The following is a 21,183-nucleotide window of genomic DNA, read 5'->3' on the forward strand; positions in this document are numbered from 1 at the left end:
CTCTCAGAACTTCCGGGAGTTACGGAAGTGTCACCACACCACAGTGGTGTCTTCGACGCGAACTCGACCGAAGAATCTGTTCGTGATGTCGTCTCCGGAATGGTCGAAGCTGGCGACGATCGATGCGAGCTCGTCCACGAGAGCGCGAAGCGCAGGGGAGTAGACATCGATTCCGCTGTCGCGGAACCAGCCCCAAGCGGGCGGAATGCAGCTGATAGCGACGACGATCTCGCAGCCGTGGTGTACGTCGACTTCGATCCGAATGTCTCTGGGTGCGTCGCCAACTGGATCGACAGGGGTGGTCCCGGAGAATTCGGTAGCGGAGGGACGGTAGCTGCGGGCCATCGTGATGTCGTCGCGAATCATCTCGGCGATGCTGTCGAGTCCCGAATGTCGGCCGAGACGGCCGTGGCTCGAACCGTACTGTCGATGAGTTTCGGTGATCGGCCGCGACGTGCGAAGTATCCGATTCAGCATTCGCTGCGCCGTGTCCCGTTCCGAGCTGCCCGTGCGGGGGTGGTCGATCAACGTTCGCAGCCGGGAGACTCTGACTGCGGGGTTGGTTGCCATGGGCCGAGAATATCGCGCAGGCGGCATCGGCGGCACATATCCTGATTCCATGGAGTCCGTTGACGTCGTCATCCGCTCGGTCGACGCAAAGGACGTACGCGATCCGCAGAAATTGGCGTCGATCTGGGTTCGCTCGACGGACCTGCGCGACGGATGCGCGGAACCGACGCGCGTGTCGCCGGCAATGGACGGCATTCGACGAAGGATCGAACTGGACGATGCCCGTGCTCTCGTGGCCGAGTATGCGGGCGACATTGTTGGTTTCGTACTGTGCGCTGTTCAGGGCGACGTTCTGGAAATCTTCTACCTGGCTGTCGATCCGGAGATGTGGGGGCGGGGGATCGCCACATGCTTGCTGCACGCGGTCGACAGTCATGCGGGGTCCGTCGGATGCGATACCTGCGAGCTGTGGGTTATCGACGACAACGAACGTGCCGTCGGTGTGTACGAGGGCGCAGGATGGCTCAGAACGGACATAACGCAGATGGACGCGGCATCTGGTCGACTGGAGCGGAGACTGTTCCATCGGACGACCGATAGTCGAGATCACGTCCGATCTCGATGAAACACGTTCGCGAAATATAGCTTTCGTCGAATTTCGATGAGGCGATCGACGTTCTGGCCGAGGCCCGCCACGACCGACCCGACGACCCACTCGTCGCCTGCTATCCGGCGCTTGCCCTCACCAGCGCAGGAAAGGCGGTGCCTGCGGTTGCTCTCCTTCTGGAAACGGCGGTGAACCACATAGCCGACGAGCCCCTCCAGAACGGCCGCTGGGCGCTGACGAATTACGCCCAGGCGCTGCGGTACGGGTACTGGTCACCGGAACCAGGCACACAAGCGACGTCCGCTGCGGCGAGTAGAGCCCGTCCAACGATCGCTGATCAGGTTCGGTCGACTCCACGTTCCCATTCCAGCAACGAATGACCCCGGTCAGATCCTGGGGGTGCAGTCGAAACCAAAAGCGTCGATGAGATGTCGAGTGGTCGCTCGTGACACCGCGTACGCGGTACCGAGATTCGGACGCGTTGCGGGGTGCACTGGGAACAGTCCAGACTGAAGCAATCATGACGAACGACGACTTTCGAGCAAATCCGCGCACAGTGAGGACGAGACGGACGGCACCGCTGGAGGCAGCGGTCGAACTGACGTCCAGTGGCGTACCAGTTTCCGAGCGTGACTTCTTCATCGAAGAGTTCCGTGGGGTCACCATCGTGGTTGCCTTACCCGTCGTGAGCGCCGCTGGGCTGCAAGCAGTCAGCCGCACGGTGGGTGAGTTCGGTACAGGGGATACCCGGTTCATTTTTGTCGTTCCTTCCGACTGTGTTTCGAAGACCGCCATTGCGATCGGTGGTCTGGCCATGGACGGTTCGACGGCGTGGACCGACGAGGCAGTTGCCCGTCTGTGGCTCGCTATCGCGGACTCGGAATGCGTCGTGATCGGGACCGAGGCTTCCGACGTCGCGCGCACCGCCGGGTCTGTAGCTGCAAGCGTTCGGGCATCCAAGATGGTGCTCACCGATCCGGGCGGCGGCTGGGGGACTCCACCTCGAAGCTTCGCGGATATCGACGTGCACCGCGAACGTCTGTCCCGTCACCTGGCCGAACGAGGGCTCGAGGATTTCCCGTACGCGGCACAGGACGCGCTTGCAGACGGCGCGTACAGTGTAAACCTCTGCCGTGCAGAGGATCTCGAATTCGAGCTGTTCACCTTCGACGGCCGCGGCACCGTCCTGACCCAGGGGCGGTACCTCCACTTGGCCTCGCTACAGGTGGACGATTTTCCTGCAATCGAGGCGCTGGTCGCGCAGGGAGTCCGCGAAGGTGTTCTCAAGCGGCGCAGCCGGATCGAGATTGCGAGGATGGCTGCCGGTGGGCTCGGAGCTCGGGTCCTACGCACCGGACACCTGGCCGGTATCGTCGGACTCGAGGTCGACCGATACGCCGGAACCGGATTCGGCGAGGTGTCGGGCTTGATCACGGTCGCAGAGTTTTCCGGTCTCGGCGCTGGGGGCCTACTGATCGACGGATTGATGGATCTCTGTCGCGAGCGGGGGATCGCGAACCTGTTCGCAGTGACCGTCAGCGGTGAGGCTGCAGATTTCTTCGGCCGACGGGGATTCCGTGAAGTGGGACGCCAGGATGTGCCTGCCGCGAAATGGAATCACTACGACGCCGATCGGCTGGAGGCCGCTCGTTGTTTTCTGCGGTCCGTCCCAGCAACCGCGGGGAGTGTTTCCCAGACCACGTGAAGGCGAGTATCGGGCGTGTACACCGGTGTGCCGACCTTGTGTTGACCTTCCCCCTGGGGGAGGCATCACCGTGGTGTCATGACCACAGAATGGGATGAACTCCCGGACACCGTAAAGAAGTTCATGACCGCACTCGACGCCCGACAAGGCACCCGAGCGCTCACCGTGTTCACCGCAGATGTCGTGGTGACCGATGAGGGCCACGACCACTCGGGCCGCGACGAGATCGAGGCCTGGCTGACTGCCTCGGTCAGTGAGAGTGAGTACACCTACACAACAGAGTTCACCGGAGCGACCACGACCGGCACGACTGTCGACGTCACGCAGCACCTGGAAGGCAATTTCCCAGGGGGAGTTGTCGATCTGCACTATCGCTTCACCCTGGACGGCGCACTGATCGATCGGTTGGTGATCGAGCCATGAGCAAACGATGGTTCATCACCGGTGGCACGCCAGGCGGCTTCGGTATGGCGTACGCCGAGGTGGCGCTGGAGGCGGGGGACCGCGTGGTACTCACCGCCCGGCTTCCAGGGGAACTCACGTCGTGGGCCGATAAGTACGGTGACCGCGTTCTCGTCGTGCCCATGGATGTTACCGACGCGGCACAGGTATTGCGGGCCGTACGAACAGTCGAAGAGCATTTCGGCGGCATCGACGTGCTGGTCAACAACGCAGGCCGAGGCTGGTACGGATCGATCGAGGGAATGAACGAAACCTCGATTCGTGCGATGTTCGAGCTCAATTTCTTTGCAGTACTGTCCGTCACGCGAGCAGTGCTACCAGGGATGCGCACCCGCGGAAGCGGGTGGATCGTCAATGTGTCCTCGGTGGCCGGGCTTCTGGCGGCGGTCGGATTCGGCTACTACAGCGCCACGAAGTACGCGATCGAGGCCGTCACCGACGCGCTGCGCCAAGAGGTCGCCGGGCAGGGCCTCTCTGTGTTGGCGGTCGAACCAGGGGCTTTCCGCACGAACGCATACGCCGGATTCGCCGACGAGCCCGTCGCGGAAGCGATTCCGGAATACCACGACATGCTGGACGAGGTCCGTGCCGCTTTCGTCGGCATGAACGGGGTGCAACCGGGCGATCCTCATCGTGGTGCCCGTGCGGTGATCGCAGCGATGGCCCAAGACCCGCCGCCACGCCGGCTGATCCTGGGTAACAGCGGGTACGACGCCGTGATCGACGCGCTGGAACAGAACCTGAGCGACATCCGATCGAACGAAACGCTATCTCGTAGCGCGGATTTCCCCGCCTGACCGAGCTCGACGATTACACATTCGATACCGCCTATCCGCTGCGCTGATCGACCGATCCAACGGTGGTGACGGCCAGGTCGTCCTCGACGACCTGTCCGTCACCACTCCACAGCAACAGCGATTGTCGCTCGCGGGTCAACGTCCCCCGCCCACGGTCGGCATCTGACCGCTCAGAGAGCGTGGAGTCAGCCGTTTCTGGTCGGACCCGTCGGGGTTCATCGATGCAATCTCAGGCCGAGAGCCGGTGGCGACGTCGGTCACCAGTTCACCTGCCTGTGTGACCGCCCGGTCGTACAGGATGCGCGAGCCGTCAGGCGTGAACTTCGGGTGTACGGCGTAGGTGTCGGTGAGAGGAGTGATTTCCCCTCCGCCGGAGGGCATTGTGTAGATCTCGGAGCCGTTGTTGCCGCCTCGGTTACTGGAGAAGACGAGCGTCGACCCGTCGGGAGAAAAGGCCGGGTCGGAGTTCCAGAACTGGTCGCGCAGAAGCACTGTCGATTCTCCGCCGTCGACAGACACTTCGTTCAGGTAGCCGCCGGTGACGTAGACGACCCGTGAGCTATCCGGGGAGAATGTCGCTCCGAAGGCCGACTCTTGTTGTGCGATGACGTGTGTCGGATCCGTCCACGTTCATGATGTTGATGCTGCCGTTCGAGGTGAACGCGATCTTGGATCCGTCCGGTGAGAAAGCCGGTTCGTAGCCACCTTCGTGCACCGACCTCGATTCACCCGACTCGAGGTCGAGGATCTCGATGAACCGGCCACGGGCGTACGCGAGCTGCTTGCCATCGGGGGAGAGGGCGGCGTCGTTCCCGTAGTTCGGGTCGTGGCTGTCTTCGCCCACGGTCGGGGTGACCTGGCGCAAGCCGGAGCCGTCGATGTTCATGATGAACAGCTGGCCCCATCCGTCGTCGAAGGCCACGACCACCGGTGTCGGCTCGGGTGGAGGGTGATCGGCGCATGCTGCCGCGAGCAGTGTCGGCGCGACGAGCGCGGAGATCAGCCGGATTCGATGCATCGGGCAATCATCTCAGAATCGCAGTATGCAGAACCCTGGTACACGGCCCTGCCTGCTGTTGAGGTCGTGGCTCCTTGCCCATTCGTATTTCCGAATGGGCAAGGAGCAGCGCGGACGAGCCGCACTCAGTCGGCGACCAACTGCGTCGTTTCGAAGTACCCACCTCGAGCACGCTCACGTTGTCTGCCGATGACGTAGCGGCCCGGGGCAATTCCGGTGGCTCCGTGTTCGGGGTGGATCAGGTAGGCGGTCACTGCGTTGTCGAGAATTCCGAGTGCCAGACGCCGCGTATCGCTCACCGGTGTCGACCACGTGCATCGGCCGCCGTCGGCTACGAGGCTGTGGGGATTTCCGCCCGCTGCGCTACGCAGCAACTCGATTCCGGACAGGGGCACGGCGTCGATGCGCGTCCACACCCCGGTGGAGACGACGCCTTCGAGCAGCGCGTACGGAACCACGATGAGGTCGCCTTGGGCTTGCATGCCGTCGATGATCGGCACCGAGATCTCCTTGTCGAGATAGTCGAAGACATCGAGGCCGGTCATCGATGTCAATGTGGACAGGGTCATGTTCTGGTTCATCTGAGTCACCTTGTGTGAGAGTAGGTTCAGGTTCGGCGGAGCAATTGGGCGTAGTTTTCTCCGCTGAGGCCGTAGGTCCAGCCTGCGGCGTCGAGGGCCGAGGAGAATTCACCTGGAACGTAGAGGCCGTAGCGTCTGCGCTGGCCGTCGCGTTCGCGAGACCCATTGACAGCGAGAAGCACTCGACCCTCGCCGCCCCAGCCGGCGGGGGTGGCGAACAGCTGCAGGGTGCAGCCGTCGTTGCCAGGATCGTCGGTGTTGTCGACCAGCGCGAGTCCTGCAGCGTCGATGTAGTTGTCCCACCCGATGCGTTCGATTGCGGAGCGGCGGATCTCGACGTTGCGTTCGACGGTGATGCGTTCGACGCTCGGGTCGAGCACCACCCAATCCGGCACGATTGTGCCGTTCAGGACGTATGCCGCACTGCCGTCAGCGAATTGGAGCGCCGGTTCGTCGTGGTGGTGCAGCCGTCGTTCACCGTGTACTCGATCGGGAATGGGTTCGGAGTGCAGCGCGGTCGGTCGTTCGGACATGACGCAGACGTCGTCGAACGCCCACCACCATCCCGTCGATTCGGTCAGGGCAACAAGTGCGTCGAGCAGTTCGTTGTCCTGTGGTTGGAAGGTTGCGAGGCCGAGGCGGCGGTATATGTCGTAGTACGCGATGCGGTGAGCTTCTTGCTGGCCGTACCAGGGGATTCCGCCGACAAGGGGCGGCATCAGTGTCCTTATTGCTGCTGCGACGCCGTCGAACAAGCTGGTGCGCAACGAGTCCCACACCGTCGATCGGATGATCGGGTTGAGTCCGATGCCCGCGCGGACCGACATTTCGGGTGGCTGATTTCGTACCGTAGCCGCTGTGCGACCTTGGGCTGCTCTGAGCGCCTGAGACCGGATCGTCATCGGCCACCGGGGCGGTGGCCGTTCGCTCACCGGCAACCGAATGCATGCGTCCATTCGGGACCGTGAAATGGAGAGCAGTGTCGCGATGCGAGCCGATGCACAGGTGGGGCCCTCGACGGCAAAGGTTACAGCGTAAGCCAGGTTGTCTTCGGCGATGCGGGCCGCTGCAGCAGCCGGAGACAGTTCCCATACGAAGCGGGGAACGGGGAGGTCGGCATGTCGATACAGCTGTGCCACAGCAGATTCGGCAGAGTGTCGATCCGATGGTCCGGCGCGCATTCCGTGACCGAGATAGGTATCGCGCTTGGACACGACACTGCGAATGGTTCTGAATGGGGGTCTTCGATGAATGTCCCGTGCGACGAAGAAGTCGAGGGGATCCGCACGGCGCTCACGCGATGGAGGCTGTGTCAGCCTTTCCGGTAGTCATGGGAACAGCTTGACACAAATGTTGCGTGGCAGCTAGTGGCGCGCTCGATCAGGTGCGGCACATGAGCGGAAGCTAGCTGGTTTATCGGATGCACCAGGCAGAACTCGACTGGTAACCCTGCATATCAAAACTGGTCGTATTGCTTGACAATCGCAAACTGTGCTCCGGCAACCGAGTGCCACCCGTCGATCGGGGACAACGGTATCTAGCACTCCACTGCCAGCAATGCCCCGACACAGCACAGTTCATCATCGACCGGTAGCGCCCCGCCCACCGTCGCCCCGAAGTGGTTCTATGCTGCGAATGTGAACGGACGAGAGGCAGGGCTGGCTCTGTTCGTGGCCGTGCTGCTCGCCCTCACTGCGTACGGGGTCGCAACTACCCCACAACCCCGCACCGCAGCACACATCGGGTCAGCGGACTCGTTCGTCTGCCCGCTACCTCAGTACGTGAGCGGATCCGCCGACATACCGACAACGGCGAACAGGACTGCGGTTCCACCGAGGCCGACTCCCGGCACCGTCCCGACCACCTTCACCCCGACCTCGGCGGTCGTCTGCGACACCTTCACCGGCGACACGGTCGCAGCCGACGGCACCGTCAGCTACTTCGAGCGGCACTACAGCGGCGACTTCGGACCGGTGATCGAGGCCCTGAATGCGCCCTCGGCACGACCGGCCTGGCCAATTTTTTGCGGGACCACCGACGACAGCATGCCGCCGCTGACAGACATGTGGATGATCGACGCCGACGGCCGTGCAATGGAGCCGACGTATCCGATCAGTGACTGCGGATTCGACAACACGCTCGGGCTGTACGAGATCCAATCCCTGCCTGAGATCTTCACAGTCGAGCATCATGCACGTCTTGATCCAGCCGCTATCGACCTGCTCTTCAACCGCCCATCCGCGCTGCCAGCCCTGCCGACACCGGGACCACGGCCCCTGCTCGACCTCTCGATCTTCCCCTCCGGGGTCTGCCGATTCGATGCCACCGGACCGATACCTGCGTTCACCGGTGCCCGGATCTGGAACAGCGCCGATCCTGTTCTGAGCGAAGAGGTGCTAGCAGATCTTCCGGCAGCAAACCCATGCAACGAAGCAGCCACCTCGGCGTGGCTGTTGCTGTCACCGACGCCGCGGTGGACGATTGGCGACCGGTGACTATCGCTGTCGAGCTCGACGGCTGCCGCCGCATACTCGGGAACGGATTCACCCCACTCACCGCATCGCCGAATATCGTTGCCGCGCTGTCGAGTACTGGGTGAAGGCGCGCCCTGGGTTCATCAACGACTGCGGGCAGCAACAACCCTGCATTTCACGATTGGTCGGATTCCCAGTTCTCCCGGGGATCTGACCGCTACAGCTCTCCTCCGGGTCCCGCGCTGTGTCGCATGGCGTAGAGGCCCGATAAGAAAGCTCCCACCTATTGTGGTCCACATGATGCAGTCGACTCGTACCGCGGCCGTTGCGGATGCTCGTCGAGCTGTATCCGAGTACGACGACGCGCGGGCCTGGCTGCAGGCCCGTCCGATTCTGATCACGCCGTTGTACGCCGAAGTCTGGGTCGTAGACCGAGAACGATCACAGGTGCTGTTCGTCCACCACCGCATACGGGGATGGGTACCGCCAGGGGGAACCGTCGAGCCGGGTGAGGTGCCCAGACAAGCCGCCATCCGCGAACTGAAAGAAGAAACCGGCATCTCCACCACGCTAAAGGCCGCGCCGACAGCCGTGGCCGTCAGATCCTTCCGAGCAGACTGGGAACCCACACTCAGCTTGTCGTACAGCACCAGCGTCGACCGAAAGACTTCTCTGTCCTCAGAGATCGACCAGCCAGCACGATGGGTACCGCTCGGGGTCCTCTGGGGCAGCGTTTTCGCTGACGACCGAAGACGCATTCAGAGATATGTCCGCGGCGGCTCGACCACTCACTGAATGCTCTGCCATGACCATCGAGAATCCCTTCCGCCAGCAGTACACGAATGCCGCCTTGCCCTCGCGGAGAACGCGATCGTGGAATCCCCGAACTCCTGATTCGAGGACTCGTCCCGCGAAAGACACCCCACGACACCCAGGCCTCAGCAACAGTTACCGCTGACGGGCGACGGCAGCGTACGGGCGAAATATTTTGTGGCACAACATAAACAGACGATTACTGGTAGCCCTGCATATCGAGATTGGTCGTATTTCGGCCAGTCCGGTACTAGTGCCCGGACTACACGCTCAACGGCCTGCAACTGCGTGCAATTAGAGTTGGTCCCGTGGCTGGAACCCGTAAGCGCCGGCACGCGACCATCGCGGCTGTCACGGTCGTAGGCATCATCGCCGGCGTGTGGTGGATGACGGCAGCGACGTACACCCGCACCGCGACCATTGCCATCACGGCCACCTACCCCGGCGAAGACACGGTTGACCCCAACACACCCGTCTCGACGTACAGGGGGACCGGTCTGGACCTGACCGGCTACGACCCTCTCATGCCGGTCGGCGAACGACTGGCGCACCAGCGTGGTGGATCGGCAGCGGACTACTCCGACACACTGTCGATCGCTCCCACGGTCGACGGCGCAGCAGGGCTGTCTGTCACCGCGCAGGCCGGCACCGCAGGCGAGGCCGCCGAGGTGGCCAATGAAGCCGCTGCGATCGTGGTCGAGTTGTTCAACGCCGTGCCCACCGTGTCGGCAGACGTTGCCTTCCACGCCGATATCACCGAACCTGCACGCTGACACACCCGCTGAGGAAGCTGAGCGCAGGCCGGGGTACGTGACCTAGACCTCTCCGAGGTGGTCCACTGTTCGGGCGGTGCGGCCGGTCGGAGGAGCGAGAAGGTAGGCGAACAGGTAACTCGACGCTGCTATCGCTGCAAGTGCGATCCACCAGGACGGGAATTCATCTGTGTCGGTGACAATTTCACGGCCAGCGAAGACCAGCCAGCACAATGCAAGAGCGGTCACCAGCGTGACCGCTGCTGCTGTGCACGCGGCGAATCGGTGTCGCCAGGTGCGGCGTGATCGTGCGGGCCACACCCGGTTCGACCACAAGGCGTAGCGGCCACCACCGACTGCGATCACACCGACCAACAGCCCGGCCACGGCACCGCAGAACGCAGGAAACACCAGCAGAGCCAACCGGGACAAGGTCCCTTCGAGGCCCCAGGGGAGCATGACACCCACAGCTGTGCAGGCACCGGTAAGAGCAGCGTCCGTCAGTTCTTTCTCGACCCAGTCCACTGTTCCACTACAACACGTCGGCAATGCGCTTCAGCCTCGAAGCCGCTGTCTGACCGCTCACGTTCACAATTAGATCCGTTCACGCCGGGACTTGCGTATTTCCGGGCGAACCTTTTGAAAACCGGACCAAACAGAACGGCGACACCAACTCGAGCGAAACATCCTGCGGTACAGCATATGCAGTGCTCTACCGGCAACCCTACATGTCATAACTTGTCGTATTGCCCAGCGTCGACGTTCGGTGCGGCCTTGCCGACGGCGTTGGCGATCACGTGTTCCGTTCCACACCAACCCCAGTAGACCCGGTGGCATCGGATGAGTGGTCCGTCGAGTTCCATGACCTCGACCAAATCCAGCTGGTCGACACCACCGCCGGTCGTTCGCGGGTACTCCCAGATGAGGGTCTCGCCATCGAATAGGTATGTCCCGGTACGGTACAACGCCGGGAGCTCGTCCTCGCTCGGGCGGCGTCTGGTGATCTCTGTCAGAAATCGGTCGAGTTCGTCGCGTCCAGCCACAATGCCGCGTGGCGTGTCCAGGACCCGGCACACCAACGGGCTTTCGAGTACTGCGTCATCGGTGTAGAGCGCCGATAGCGCAGTCGCGTCGCGTCTGCGAATGCGGTCGTGCCACTCTATGAAAACAAACTCGGCCTGATCCTGCGTCGCACCCATAGCGTCGTTCCTCCCGGTAGGGGTCGGTTGTCGGCACCAGTCTGGCCTCGAAACGCTTCACGCTGGCGTGAACTGTTGTCGTGACACGATGTCTGCATGGCATCAGCGCACACGTATGAGCCTGCGCGACGAGGTGACGCCGATATCGGGTCGATCGCCCGGTTGATCGGCGACCCGCGACGGGCAGAGATTCTCCTGGCGTTGGCTGATGGCCGCGCGCGCCCGGCATCGGAGTTGGCTACTGCTGCAGGTCTGTCGCGTTCTGCGGCGACGAGCCACCTGAACCAGCTCGCCGACGGTGGCCTGATTCGTGTGGAGCAGGTGGGCCGGTTCCGTCTCCATTCCCTCGCCGGGCCCGACGTCGCGAACATGGTCGAAGCACTGGCTGCCCTCGCACCCACACGATCCATCACTTCACTGAGCGCAAGCACCGCCGCCGCAGCACTGCGCGAGGCACGAACCTGTTACGACCACCTGGCAGGACGGTTGGGTGTCGCCCTCACCGATGCTCTCCGCGACAACGGTGCGGTCGTCTTCGCGGACCCGCTCGCCGGATCTGCGGCCTGCGGATCATCCGCCGCGGTCCGACTGGGCCCCAACGCAGAACACGTTTTCTCAGCCCTCGAAGTCGATCTGATCAGCATCACCCTCACACCCACGCGGCGACCCCAGATACGGCTATGCCTGGACTGGAGCGAGCGCCGCTTCCACCTCGCCGGCGCTCTCGGGGCCGCGATAGCCGACACCTGCCTGCAGCATCAGTGGCTGGTCCGGCGTACTGGACGAGCGCTACACCTCACCGATACTGGTCGCCGCCACCTGTCGACAGTTCTGCCGCGACTGCGAATTCGTTGAACTAGCTCTTGAATCTGCACGTACAGGCAACCTGGCGTCGTTGGGCACGGCATCGATTCCGGACATCACATGGCCGAAGAAGCGCCGGACGAGCTAGCGCAAGAGTCGTCGACCTTCTTCGGCGCGGCGCACTCGACGGGAAGCTTGTAAAAGGCCGGTACGGGAGCCAACCCGGTGCGATAGTTGCCGAACTGCAATCCACCAACGAAGCAACTACGGCCGTGCGCAGCGCTTGATGGATCGGCGATCCTGCTGTTTCACCCGGCAGGCGGTGCACGGCGGGGGAGTCGATCGCAACCTCGGTTCGGAGTCGTGGTGCGGGAACGCCTTTGACCGCATTAAGTTTCAGGGGACAGTGCCGATGCGAGCGGTTTTCGCCGCCGCTCGTGGGTGCTTGCACAGCGCCGCCTGATCGACCATCGCGAGCCTCATCTCGTCAGCCTGTGCGCGCTCCCACTCGGTTGTCTCGCGAGTCGCATCGACCCCGAGGTAGACAAGGTCCGATTGCGCAAGTAGCGGCGGGCGGTTGTTGGTACCGGCTGGCTCGAGTGTGGTGCCGGCCAGGGCCAACGCGTGGGCCATGCCCATCCAGCTCGGTGAGCCCTCCGTGGTCGAGTGCGGGCGTTGATTGCGGCTGGAATATCACCTGTCACCAGTTGCGGACGCAACGCGCCAGCTGACACCGAGACGTCGGCCAAAAGAAAGGAGCGCTAGACGACTGGTCTACTTGGATGTACTGTCATGTTCATCAGTCATCGCCACCACCGACACGAAGGAACGACATCATGCCCCTCGCTCGCATCGACCTGACCGAAGGCAAGTCCGCCGAGTACCGCCGCACAATCGCCGACGTCGTCTACGACCAGATGATCATTCATCTCGGTGTTCCCGAGGACCGCTTCCAGGTCATCACCCAGCACCCGCCGGGCGAGGTCATCGCAGACCCCGACTACCTGGGCATCTACCGCTCCGAGGACGCCGTCTTCATCCAGCTGATCTTCCTCGACGTCGCCACTCCTGAGCAGAAGGGCAACTTCTACTAGGCCGTCGTCGACGAACTGCACGACAAGCTCTTCCTCCGCACCGAGGACGTCTTCTTCAACCTGCAGACCGTCCAGCCGGCCGATTGGTCGATGGGCAACGGCATCGCCACGTACGTCAACGGCGTTCCCGCCGACCGCCTCGACCCGAACAGCGTGCCCGCCGACTTCCACTGGTGAGCTGCTGACCGTCCTCGCACCCACGAAAATCCCCACCGCGCAGTCAGTGCGGTGGGATTTCTCTTTGCCCGAGTCTGATCAGGAAAGGTGCAGGCGGTGGCGAGTCATTGCGAACACCCGGTCGAGAGATGCAGGGGCCCGGTTGATCTTCGCCAGAACGCTCGCCCCGATCCACCCCGTGTACAGGTCACGAGCGAGCTCACTCGGCGCCACGTCGATCGTCACGGATCCGTCCGTCGCGCCGTCCTGGATCATGCGCTCGATTCGCTCGGCGATGCTGGACGTTCCGACGACGAGTGCCCGGCGCATCGTCTCCGAGAGGTCGGCGACCTCGGCCGCAAGCTTGACCACCAAGCACTTGCCCTGGCATTCGTTGAAGGCTTGCATGTCGTAGAAGTCCTGCCAGTACGCGCTCAGCCTGTCTGCACCGCTGCCGGGTCGAGCGACGATGCCATCCATACTCGCGAGATAGTGCTCGAAGTAGTTCTCGATGAGGGCCTCGCCGAAGGCATCCTTGGAGCTGAACCAGTGATAGAAGGACCCTTTGGGGACGCCCGCTTCACTGAGGACCTCGTTCAAGCCGACGGCGGCGTAGCCCTTGTGGGACATGATCTGCTCGGCGGTGTCGAGGATCCTCTGGCGTGTGTCGATCTCCTGGCTGGCCATACCCCCATTCTAAGCTTGAATAGACCAGTCGGCTACAACGTGGAACGTCACCTTCTCAGCCACGGGATGGAGGCCGCTGCTCGTGATCACACCGAGAGACCGTGCCCGGTGGCTCCTGTTGGCAGTCGGTCGCGGCGGGCGGTGAAACTACTTTCGTTGTGCGGAGTTCTGCGCCCATGGTTGTGCGGCCAGTTCGGCGTGGCTGTGGGTGACGGAGTAGCTGTATCCGAGCAGCTCGGCCGCGAGCGGAGGAGGTGCCCAGCAGTCGACTTGACATAATGTCGATTATCGGCAAAACAACGTTGCTGGTCGACGTTGTCGATCATCGTCGAGTTCTTGGTTTCGATCCACCATCAATGCTGTGGGGTTTTTCGTCCAACATCCGTGACTTGGCCGGTAGACCGTCGGTGCGTGCGTGCGTGCGTGCGTGCATGCGTTCGTCCGTGTGTACCGATGAAGGCTTGCGGGCTATCGACCCGCTGTTCTGCAGTCGTCTGCGCTGTCGATTTCGCCGCTATCGCACTGATGCTTCACTCTTGCTTTGTCGCCTCGATAGTCCCCTTGTGAACCACTCATTACGTCACTGTGACGTTTCATCGTAGTCTGGCTGGGCCCTGCAGGTCACGAGCACCGACGTCACATGAAGTTTGTCGACCCACGAGGGCTGTCGTCGTCGGACATTGCTGCCGAGGGGATTGCCGGCACGTACACGCGGGCGGGTCCATCGACTCGTCGCAACAGGCTCACTCCCCTGGGTCATGTCACGCTGTCCGGACGGCGGGGCTTGTCGGACTCGGGGTCGACCGCGTCGCCTACGGGATCTGGTGCACCGTGTCCCACTTGATCTGCCAATTCCAATCCGGCACCGGCATAGACGTTGAACGCGATGTCCACACCGTGTTCCTTGGCCCACTGAACTTCGTCGTCGTAGCGGGCGACGGCCGCGACGGTTCCGCTGAATCCGGATTCGCGGAGACAGGCGAGTGCTGTGACGTTGGCTCCGTGACGTGGCATTGCCAGCACCGCGATCCGCACCGACTCCGAGTGCCGCAGCTGATTCCAGAAATCGAGATCGGTTGCGTCCCCTTCCAGCACTCGCAGACCCTGTTCGGCGAGTCGACGAATCCGAGGACCGTCGTAGTCGACCCCCACCACACTGAGTCTGTAATGCTCGGTGAGTCGCTGATACGCCGCGAAGCCGACACGCCCCATTCCGATCACGACGACCTCGGCGTCGCCCGCGTCCCCGGAGCGTTCCTCCGGGTGCAGGCTCTGATCGTCCTGATCGGGCAATCGCGCCGCGATCTTCTCCACCATCAGGTGTCCCCGACCGTTCACCAGAGCCGACACGACGAAACTCAACGCCACGGCGATCGACATCTCGACCAGCCAGGCCGGTGCCAGCAGCCCGGTCGTCACTCCGACCGAGACGACGATCAGACCGAACTCGGAATAGTTCATCAGGCTCAGTCCTGCGAGCAGCGCGGTTCGATAACGCAGTTTCATCATGGCGAACAGCGCCAGGTACAGCACCGATTTGAGCGGCAGTAGGAGCACCATCAGCAGGGCGACGCCCAGGCTGGGAACATCGGGCAAACCGGACAGGCCGATGGAAACGAAGAAGCCGACCAACAGCAGTTCCTTGATATGAAACAGCGATCGGGACAGCTCGGAGGAAGCCGGATGCGACGCCAGGAGAACGCCGATGATCAACGCTCCCAGGTCTCCTTTGAGCCCCAGTGCGGAAAACAAGGCGTAACCCGGAACGAGGGCCATCACGATGCCGAAGAGCGACTGCATCTCGCCGTGGCCCAGCCCGCTCCACACCCTTCGGAGGATTCGTGTCAGGGGCCACAGGAGTACGAGAGTCACCGCCCACGGACTGGGCAGTGTGCCGCTGGTGACGGTAAGGAACACCACGGCAACGATGTCCTGCATCACGAGCACTCCGATGGCCACACGACCGTAGAGAGCGTGCGATTCACCTCGTTCTTCGAGAACTTTGACGACGAATACAGTGCTCGAGAACGACATGGCGAAGGCGAGCAACGCAATCGTCGTTGTGCTCTGCCCGGACAGCATTGCCATTCCGGCGACGGCCGCGAGCCACAGGACGGTGGTACCGAGCACGACGCTGAAGACCAGATGTATCGACGTCGTCAGCCACACTTCTCGGCGCAGCAGAATCCGCACGTCCAGCTTGAGACCGATCGCGAACAGCAGCAATGTGACACCGAGGTCCGCCATCAGTTCGAGTTGGGGCATCTCACCGACGTCGAGGGCATTGATGACGAAGCCGGCCGCCAGGAAGCCGACCAGTGGAGGCAGCCGGACAGCCATGGCGAGTCCGCCCAAGCCGAAGGCGATGACGAGGTAGATCGCGGCAACTGTCATGCACGGTCTCTCTGCTGGTGGGTCGCAACCGGATCTCCAACGGATCGACGACATCGGCACATGCAGTCGGAGTGACCCAAGTATCCCGGCATTCCGGCTATTTCACAGCGCACACAGTCCGCGGACGACAACGGCGACCGACGAAGGTACACCTTCGCCGATCGCCGTTGCTGCGATCGAGTGTTCGTCCTCTATCGGTCGGAAGGTCTCAGAGCTCGAACTCGGCCGGATCGATTCCCACTGCAAAGCATGCATTGCGGACGGCAGCCTTCTCGTGATCGTCGAAATGACCGTCGGCACCGCCGATGATGATGCCGATCTGAATGACGGCTCGCGCCTGGTCGGGCTTCGATTTCAGCTTGCCGATCGTGGCCGTTGCTTCGACCTTCCCGAAGTCGAAATCGCCCTGCAGCTTGTCGCAGTACCAGTCGAACTTCTGACGAAGTTCGTCGGACTCGAACACCCGCAGGGCCTCGTTACCGGCGATCAGGGCTGCCGTCTTCTGACGCTCGGCAGGATCGATGGTGCCGTCTGCTGCCGCGATGAGCGCACACATGGCCATGCTGCCGTTGGCAAATTCCTTGTTCTTGAACTGGCTGGTCTTGGTTTGCAGCTGCCCGTTCAGTTCCTGTGCCTTGGACTTGAGTTGATCCCAGAACGCCATGGAGCTCCTCTTCGTGTTCTTTCATCCGCGCACATGCGCGAACCCCGTCCATTGTCCACGGTGCCGGTGAACGAGGATGGAACCACAGTTCGGTGAGGGCGCTTCACCAGCCGTTCCCTGCTGTTCTCCTCAGCGCAGCCGCTCCGCATCGCGCGCCTTGGTCAACAGCTCGGCACACAAGCGGTGCAACTCTGCGATGTCGGCACCTTCTGTGACCGCGGTGCTGACGTCCTCGGCGGCGCAGCGGACCTCGAACGCGCGATCGGCAGCCGCCGACGCCTCTTCGGCCGTCAAGATGACGGCGTCGTCGGGAATCGAGGTTTCCTTCATCGCACTGCGCTGCTCGTAAGCACGTTGGCGACACGACTGACGGCAGTACCGTCGCTTCCGTCCGGTTCCGGAGTCGGCGACAGGGCGTCCGCACCACGTGCACGTCTGGTCACGGCGAGTTCTGACGGACATGGTCGTTCAGCCTACTGCGGCAGGAAGGTAAGATGCATTCACCAGCTGCGCCGATGGCATTGCACCGGGGCTCATCGGCCCGGGGAACGAACCGACGCGCGGCGACGTTGTAGATCAGTGGGTAGACGGTGTAGCTCGGTGTCGACCGATGACGCCGACTCGCGTACCTACTATCGATGGAGAGGACTTCACCATGGCAGATCGTGTACTTCGAGGTAGCCGACTCGGAGCCGTGAGCTACGAGACCGATCGTGATCACGACCTGGCGCCTCGCCGCGTTGCACGCTACCGATGCGACAACGGTGAGGAGTTCGACGTTCCCTTCGCCGACGACGCAGAAATCCCCGGCACCTGGGCTTGCCGAAACGGTCTCGAAGGGTCGCTGATCGAGGGAACCGCGCCGGAGGCCAAGAAGGTCAAGCCGCCGCGCACCCACTGGGACATGCTGCTCGAACGGCGCTCGGTGGACGAGCTGGAAGAACTCCTCAAAGAGCGCTTGGATTTGTTGAAGGTCAAGCGCCGCGGAGCATGAGAACCGTCGTCTGCACCGCCTGATTGGAAACAATCCGGCGGTGCAGTTTTTTTGTGCTATTCCAACTCGACGTACGTTCCGGGTGAGGGCGGTGTGTTTATCGTCGCGCTTTCCTGCGTTCCAATACTGTTGAGTGGCGGTGAAACCGCGCGAGGTGTCATGATCGAGCATCGATTACCGCGTGCAGGACGTAGATCGGCAATGTCTGCCGTAACAATTGTCGGTGCATTCCGATAATCATCACCACTGGAGTCGAAACATCAGGGGGCAGTAACTCGTGAGCCAGGATTCTGATCAACGCTCCAACGACGCTCTGCGCACAGCTGCCTCCGAGGCGAAATCCGAAGGTCATCGCGCTGTAGGTGAGCAGAAGCTCGCCGAGCTGAGGCGTGAGTTGGACGGAATAGACGAAGTTCTGCGCGCTGCAATTCGAGACCGTATCGATGTGTGTGTCCGAGTTGCACACGTGAAGCGCGAACATTCCATTCCGATGATGCAACCCGGCCGCGTCGGTTTGGTGACCGAACGCGCCCGAGAATTCGCGTCCGAAAATGGCCTGTCCCCCGACTTCCTCGAAGAGCTGTACCGATCGATGATTGCCGAAGCATGTCGCGTCGAGGACTTGATCATCGACTCTCCGGCCGCCGGGCTCGGCCCCGAGAGTGAACGGTAGAGCACGTCGATGACCATCAACACACTCCTCGTGGACAACTACGATTCGTTCACCTACAACCTGTACAGCCTGCTGGCGGAGGTCAACGGCTGTCCGCCGACAGTGGTCAAGAACGACGTCGAGTGGACGTCTCTGAACTTCGACGCCTACGACAACGTCGTCATCTCCCCCGGGCCCGGACGCCCTGATCTGGAGCAGGACTTCGGCATCAGCAGTCGAGTGATCACCGAATCCGGTCTGCCGATTCTCGGTGTGTGCCTCGGGCACCAGGGGCTGTGCCACCTGTTCGGTGGCAGTGTCGATCTCGCACCGGCACCGATGCACGGCAGGATCACCGATATCACTCATACCGGTGTCGATCTCTTCGCCGGAATCCCGTCTCCCTACTCGGTGGTCCGGTATCACTCACTGGTCGTGACGCGAACACCCGCCGACTTCGAGGAAGTCGCATGGACACCCGACGGCTTGGTGATGGCAGTTCGGCATCGCAGCAAGCCGATGTGGGGAGTGCAATTCCATCCCGAGTCCATCAGCACCGAGTACGGACGTGAACTGCTCGCCAACTTCCGAGACCTGACATTGGCGCAGTCCAACGCATCGAGTGCTGCAGGTACCCAGGATTCGATGTTCACCATCGAAACTCGCTCTCTCGACGAGGCTTTCGATCCCGAGCAGGTTTTCGCCACGCTCTACGCCAACGGTAAGAAGAGTTTCTGGCTGGATGGCAGTGCAGCACTCGAGCCCGAATGCAGGTTTACCGTCATGGGCGACTGCTCGGGGCCACACGCCGAGTACGTGACCTACTCCGTTGCCGAGACCATGGTGTCCGTGCAGGGTGCCGACGGTACGACGGAGCGCGTTCACTCCACGTTCTTCGACTACATCGACGATCGATTGCGCGAGCGCGCCACTCCCCCTCGCCACGACCTTCCGTTTGCGTTCGGACTCGGCTACGTCGGATATCTCGGCTACGAGTTGAAGGCCGACACCGGCGGACAATTGGTGCATACAGCTGCCACCCCCGATGCCTCCATGGTCTTCGCGGATCGCGCGTTGGTCTTCGACCACGAGGCCGGCACCCTCTATCTGATGGGATTGGCCACCACGCCCGGTGACCCCGTCCTGGCGCAGTGGTTCGACTCGACAACCGCCACACTGCGCGGCCTGTCCGGTCGATCCGCACAGGCGGCCCGCTCCGGCATGGGCGCGTCCGGTACTCCTCTGCTCGGAGCAGAGCACTCGCTCGAACCGCGACTGCGGCACGATCGCGCCCACTACCTCGATTTGATTTCCCAGTGCCTCGCCGAAATCCGCTCCGGCGAAACCTACGAGGTCTGTTTGACGAACACAGCTACGTTGGCGGGTTCGATCGACCCTGCGGCAACGTATTCGTATATGCGGGAAATCAACCCGACTCCGTACAGTGCGTTCTTGAATTTTCCCGAGGTGTCGGTCTTGAGCGCGTCACCCGAGCGCTTCCTACGAATCGACGCAGACCGCATCGTGGAGTCCAAGCCCATCAAAGGAACTCGTCCACGCGGAGCGACCTCCGAAGAAGACAACGCGCTGAAGGCCGACCTCGTCGCAAACGAGAAGGACAAGGCCGAAAACCTCATGATCGTCGATCTGGTCCGCAACGATCTGGCTCAGGTGTGCATTCCTGGTTCGGTGCATGTGCCGAAGTTGTTCGACGTCGAGACCTATGCCCCTGTGCATCAATTGGTGTCGACGGTTCGCGGTCGCCTGCGTGACGACGCGTCGGCGGCGGACTGTATCCGCGCTGCGTTTCCGGGTGGATCCATGACCGGTGCACCGAAGATCCGCACCATGGCGATCATCGACAAGCTCGAAGACGGCCCGCGCGGAGTGTATTCGGGTGCCATCGGCTACTTCTCGATCACGGGCACCGCGGACTTCTCGATCGTCATCCGCACGATCGTCGCCACCGAGCACGAGGTGACCTACGGTGTCGGCGGTGCGATCGTGGCACTGTCCGATCCCGATGAGGAGTTCGAGGAAACGATGGTCAAGGCCGTGTCCATGCGCCGGGCGCTGACCGGCCGAACATAAAACGGAGGGTAGGGCGCTTGCCGCCCCTACCCTCCGTGTCGTGTGCGTCTGTGTAAGCGCTTGTCGCGTCTTACGGAGTGGTGAAGTACTCGAAGACCGCGGGCTGTGCCTGCGGGTTGCCGTTGGCCGTTCCGATGACCGCGCCGGCGACGGTTCCGATCACAGTTCCGATGATGCAACCGGAAATGAAGTTCGGGAAGATGGACACGCAGCCGATGGCGAAGCCGAGGCCTGCACCGATTGCCGTACCGACGCCGCCGCCGTTGTTCCAGCCGATTGCCAGCTGGTTGACCATGTTGTCGAACGCCTGCTGCTTGGTACGAGGGCCCACAGCATCGGCGACGGGAACGGTCTGCGGAGTCAAGGTCAGCTCGCGACCCTCGGCACCGATCAAGGGTGCGATCGAGTAGACCGTGCCGTTGATGGTGTACTCCAGCGGAACCGATGCGAGCGTGGCACCGGACTGATCGATGATCGACACTGTCTCGCTCGTCGCATCGACCCGGAACAGCCCGGCGTCGAGGATGGTCTTGACGGATCCATCCGGGTTGACCGACGTCTGGTAGTTCACCGTGTCCGACGACGGGTCTGCCACGGCGTGGCCCGCTCCGGTGGCTACCGCAGCGGTCAACGCCACCGCGACCGTAGCTGTTCTGATCAGTTTCACTTCTGTCCCCTGGTTGTTGTGACGAGCATTCGACCGCATTGGTACCGAACGCCGATGGTATT

Annotated in this window: 25 protein-coding genes; 12 read left to right on the forward strand and 13 right to left on the reverse strand. The window is 62.3% G+C overall.

Going from position 1 to position 21,183, the window contains the following annotated elements:
- Window positions 1-30: 30 nt before the first annotated feature.
- Window positions 31-570 carry a hypothetical protein gene (locus BH93_RS13375; RefSeq protein ID WP_037173693.1) on the reverse strand — a complete coding sequence of 180 codons (540 nt, stop codon included), beginning with the start codon at window positions 568-570 and terminating at the stop codon, window positions 31-33.
- 49 nt (window positions 571-619) lie between these two features.
- Between BH93_RS13375 and BH93_RS13380 the strand changes: the two genes are divergently transcribed.
- The 4 genes from BH93_RS13380 to BH93_RS13395 all read left to right on the forward strand — a co-directional run bounded on the left by BH93_RS13380 (window position 620) and on the right by BH93_RS13395 (window position 4,081).
- Window positions 620-1,135, forward strand: a complete 516-nt coding sequence (locus BH93_RS13380; RefSeq protein WP_052065076.1) for a GNAT family N-acetyltransferase — start codon at window positions 620-622, stop codon at window positions 1,133-1,135.
- A 502-nt stretch (window positions 1,136-1,637) separates the two neighbouring features.
- Complete coding sequence (locus tag BH93_RS13385) at window positions 1,638-2,822, forward strand: GNAT family N-acetyltransferase (protein WP_037174246.1); 1,185 nt, start codon at window positions 1,638-1,640, stop codon at window positions 2,820-2,822.
- Window positions 2,823-2,900: 78 nt separating this feature from the next.
- Complete coding sequence (locus tag BH93_RS13390) at window positions 2,901-3,245, forward strand: nuclear transport factor 2 family protein (RefSeq protein WP_037173694.1); 345 nt, start codon at window positions 2,901-2,903, stop codon at window positions 3,243-3,245.
- Complete coding sequence (locus tag BH93_RS13395; RefSeq protein WP_037173695.1) at window positions 3,242-4,081, forward strand: SDR family NAD(P)-dependent oxidoreductase; 840 nt, start codon at window positions 3,242-3,244, stop codon at window positions 4,079-4,081. The genes BH93_RS13390 and BH93_RS13395 overlap by 4 nt, the downstream gene beginning before the upstream one ends.
- A gap of 135 nt (window positions 4,082-4,216) precedes the next feature.
- On the opposite strand, the gene BH93_RS13400 is transcribed toward BH93_RS13395, so the two are convergent.
- The 4 genes from BH93_RS13400 to BH93_RS13415 all read right to left on the reverse strand — a co-directional run bounded on the left by BH93_RS13400 (window position 4,217) and on the right by BH93_RS13415 (window position 6,894).
- Window positions 4,217-4,573: a TolB family protein gene (locus tag BH93_RS13400; RefSeq protein WP_165712706.1), complete on the reverse strand. Its 357-nt coding sequence runs from the start codon at window positions 4,571-4,573 to the stop codon at window positions 4,217-4,219.
- A 67-nt stretch (window positions 4,574-4,640) separates the two neighbouring features.
- On the reverse strand, window positions 4,641-5,099 hold the full coding sequence (locus BH93_RS13405; protein WP_037173698.1) for a TolB family protein: 459 nt from the start codon (window positions 5,097-5,099) through the stop codon (window positions 4,641-4,643).
- A 125-nt stretch (window positions 5,100-5,224) separates the two neighbouring features.
- A complete protein-coding gene (locus BH93_RS13410; protein WP_037173700.1) occupies window positions 5,225-5,680 on the reverse strand; it encodes a hypothetical protein in 456 nt (151 codons plus the stop codon).
- 26 nt (window positions 5,681-5,706) lie between these two features.
- Window positions 5,707-6,894: a DUF6745 domain-containing protein gene (locus tag BH93_RS13415; RefSeq protein WP_242459203.1), complete on the reverse strand. Its 1,188-nt coding sequence runs from the start codon at window positions 6,892-6,894 to the stop codon at window positions 5,707-5,709.
- Window positions 6,895-7,317: 423 nt separating this feature from the next.
- Between BH93_RS13415 and BH93_RS13420 the strand changes: the two genes are divergently transcribed.
- The 3 genes from BH93_RS13420 to BH93_RS13430 all read left to right on the forward strand — a co-directional run bounded on the left by BH93_RS13420 (window position 7,318) and on the right by BH93_RS13430 (window position 9,740).
- Window positions 7,318-8,175, forward strand: a complete 858-nt coding sequence (locus tag BH93_RS13420; RefSeq protein WP_037173702.1) for a hypothetical protein — start codon at window positions 7,318-7,320, stop codon at window positions 8,173-8,175.
- Window positions 8,176-8,451: 276 nt separating this feature from the next.
- Complete coding sequence (locus BH93_RS13425; RefSeq protein WP_037173703.1) at window positions 8,452-8,949, forward strand: NUDIX hydrolase; 498 nt, start codon at window positions 8,452-8,454, stop codon at window positions 8,947-8,949.
- Between the two features lie 326 nt (window positions 8,950-9,275).
- Entirely contained in the window at window positions 9,276-9,740 is a 465-nt protein-coding gene (locus BH93_RS13430; protein ID WP_037173704.1) for a hypothetical protein, read from the forward strand.
- 42 nt (window positions 9,741-9,782) lie between these two features.
- Here BH93_RS13430 and BH93_RS13435 read toward each other — a convergent pair whose 3' ends face one another.
- Together BH93_RS13435 and BH93_RS13440 are read right to left on the reverse strand one after the other, a co-directional pair.
- Window positions 9,783-10,244 carry a hypothetical protein gene (locus BH93_RS13435; protein ID WP_037173706.1) on the reverse strand — a complete coding sequence of 154 codons (462 nt, stop codon included), beginning with the start codon at window positions 10,242-10,244 and terminating at the stop codon, window positions 9,783-9,785.
- A gap of 206 nt (window positions 10,245-10,450) precedes the next feature.
- Window positions 10,451-10,918 (reverse strand): hypothetical protein, encoded by a 468-nt coding sequence (locus tag BH93_RS13440; protein WP_052065077.1) that lies wholly within the window; start codon window positions 10,916-10,918, stop codon window positions 10,451-10,453.
- A gap of 96 nt (window positions 10,919-11,014) precedes the next feature.
- On the opposite strand from BH93_RS13440, the gene BH93_RS13445 reads away from it, so the two are divergent.
- Window positions 11,015-11,773 carry an ArsR/SmtB family transcription factor gene (locus BH93_RS13445; protein WP_052065078.1) on the forward strand — a complete coding sequence of 253 codons (759 nt, stop codon included), beginning with the start codon at window positions 11,015-11,017 and terminating at the stop codon, window positions 11,771-11,773.
- A 345-nt stretch (window positions 11,774-12,118) separates the two neighbouring features.
- On the opposite strand, the gene BH93_RS13450 is transcribed toward BH93_RS13445, so the two are convergent.
- A complete protein-coding gene (locus BH93_RS13450; RefSeq protein ID WP_155290940.1) occupies window positions 12,119-12,355 on the reverse strand; it encodes a hypothetical protein in 237 nt (78 codons plus the stop codon).
- A gap of 203 nt (window positions 12,356-12,558) precedes the next feature.
- Between BH93_RS13450 and BH93_RS27800 the strand changes: the two genes are divergently transcribed.
- A complete protein-coding gene (locus BH93_RS27800; RefSeq protein WP_197914611.1) occupies window positions 12,559-12,816 on the forward strand; it encodes a tautomerase family protein in 258 nt (85 codons plus the stop codon).
- A 255-nt stretch (window positions 12,817-13,071) separates the two neighbouring features.
- On the opposite strand, the gene BH93_RS13460 is transcribed toward BH93_RS27800, so the two are convergent.
- The 4 genes from BH93_RS13460 to BH93_RS13475 form a co-directional block, all read right to left on the reverse strand.
- Window positions 13,072-13,659, reverse strand: a complete 588-nt coding sequence (locus tag BH93_RS13460; RefSeq protein ID WP_037173710.1) for a TetR/AcrR family transcriptional regulator — start codon at window positions 13,657-13,659, stop codon at window positions 13,072-13,074.
- Window positions 13,660-14,415: 756 nt separating this feature from the next.
- Complete coding sequence (locus BH93_RS13465) at window positions 14,416-16,053, reverse strand: cation:proton antiporter family protein (RefSeq protein WP_037173712.1); 1,638 nt, start codon at window positions 16,051-16,053, stop codon at window positions 14,416-14,418.
- Window positions 16,054-16,261: 208 nt separating this feature from the next.
- Window positions 16,262-16,717, reverse strand: a complete 456-nt coding sequence (locus BH93_RS13470; RefSeq protein WP_027497122.1) for a tellurite resistance TerB family protein — start codon at window positions 16,715-16,717, stop codon at window positions 16,262-16,264.
- Between the two features lie 129 nt (window positions 16,718-16,846).
- The gene (locus BH93_RS13475; RefSeq protein ID WP_037173713.1) at window positions 16,847-17,179 is read right to left on the reverse strand and encodes a hypothetical protein; all 333 of its coding nucleotides are present in this window, start codon (window positions 17,177-17,179) and stop codon (window positions 16,847-16,849) included.
- Window positions 17,180-17,372: 193 nt separating this feature from the next.
- On the opposite strand from BH93_RS13475, the gene BH93_RS13480 reads away from it, so the two are divergent.
- The 3 genes from BH93_RS13480 (at window position 17,373) to pabB (ending at window position 20,454) form a co-directional block, all read left to right on the forward strand.
- The gene (locus tag BH93_RS13480) at window positions 17,373-17,711 is read left to right on the forward strand and encodes an RNA polymerase-binding protein RbpA (protein WP_027497120.1); all 339 of its coding nucleotides are present in this window, start codon (window positions 17,373-17,375) and stop codon (window positions 17,709-17,711) included.
- Between the two features lie 277 nt (window positions 17,712-17,988).
- The gene (locus BH93_RS13485; protein ID WP_197914613.1) at window positions 17,989-18,384 is read left to right on the forward strand and encodes a chorismate mutase family protein; all 396 of its coding nucleotides are present in this window, start codon (window positions 17,989-17,991) and stop codon (window positions 18,382-18,384) included.
- 9 nt (window positions 18,385-18,393) lie between these two features.
- Window positions 18,394-20,454 (forward strand): aminodeoxychorismate synthase component I, encoded by a 2,061-nt coding sequence (gene pabB / locus BH93_RS13490; RefSeq protein ID WP_037173714.1) that lies wholly within the window; start codon window positions 18,394-18,396, stop codon window positions 20,452-20,454.
- 70 nt (window positions 20,455-20,524) lie between these two features.
- Here the strand turns inward: pabB and BH93_RS13495 are convergent, their stop codons facing one another.
- Window positions 20,525-21,121 (reverse strand): hypothetical protein, encoded by a 597-nt coding sequence (locus BH93_RS13495; protein ID WP_032377910.1) that lies wholly within the window; start codon window positions 21,119-21,121, stop codon window positions 20,525-20,527.
- Between the last annotated feature and the right edge of the window lie 62 nt (window positions 21,122-21,183).

It is taken from the genome of Rhodococcoides fascians A25f (assembly GCF_000760935.2).
Classification (GTDB): Bacteria; Actinomycetota; Actinomycetes; order Mycobacteriales; family Mycobacteriaceae; genus Rhodococcoides.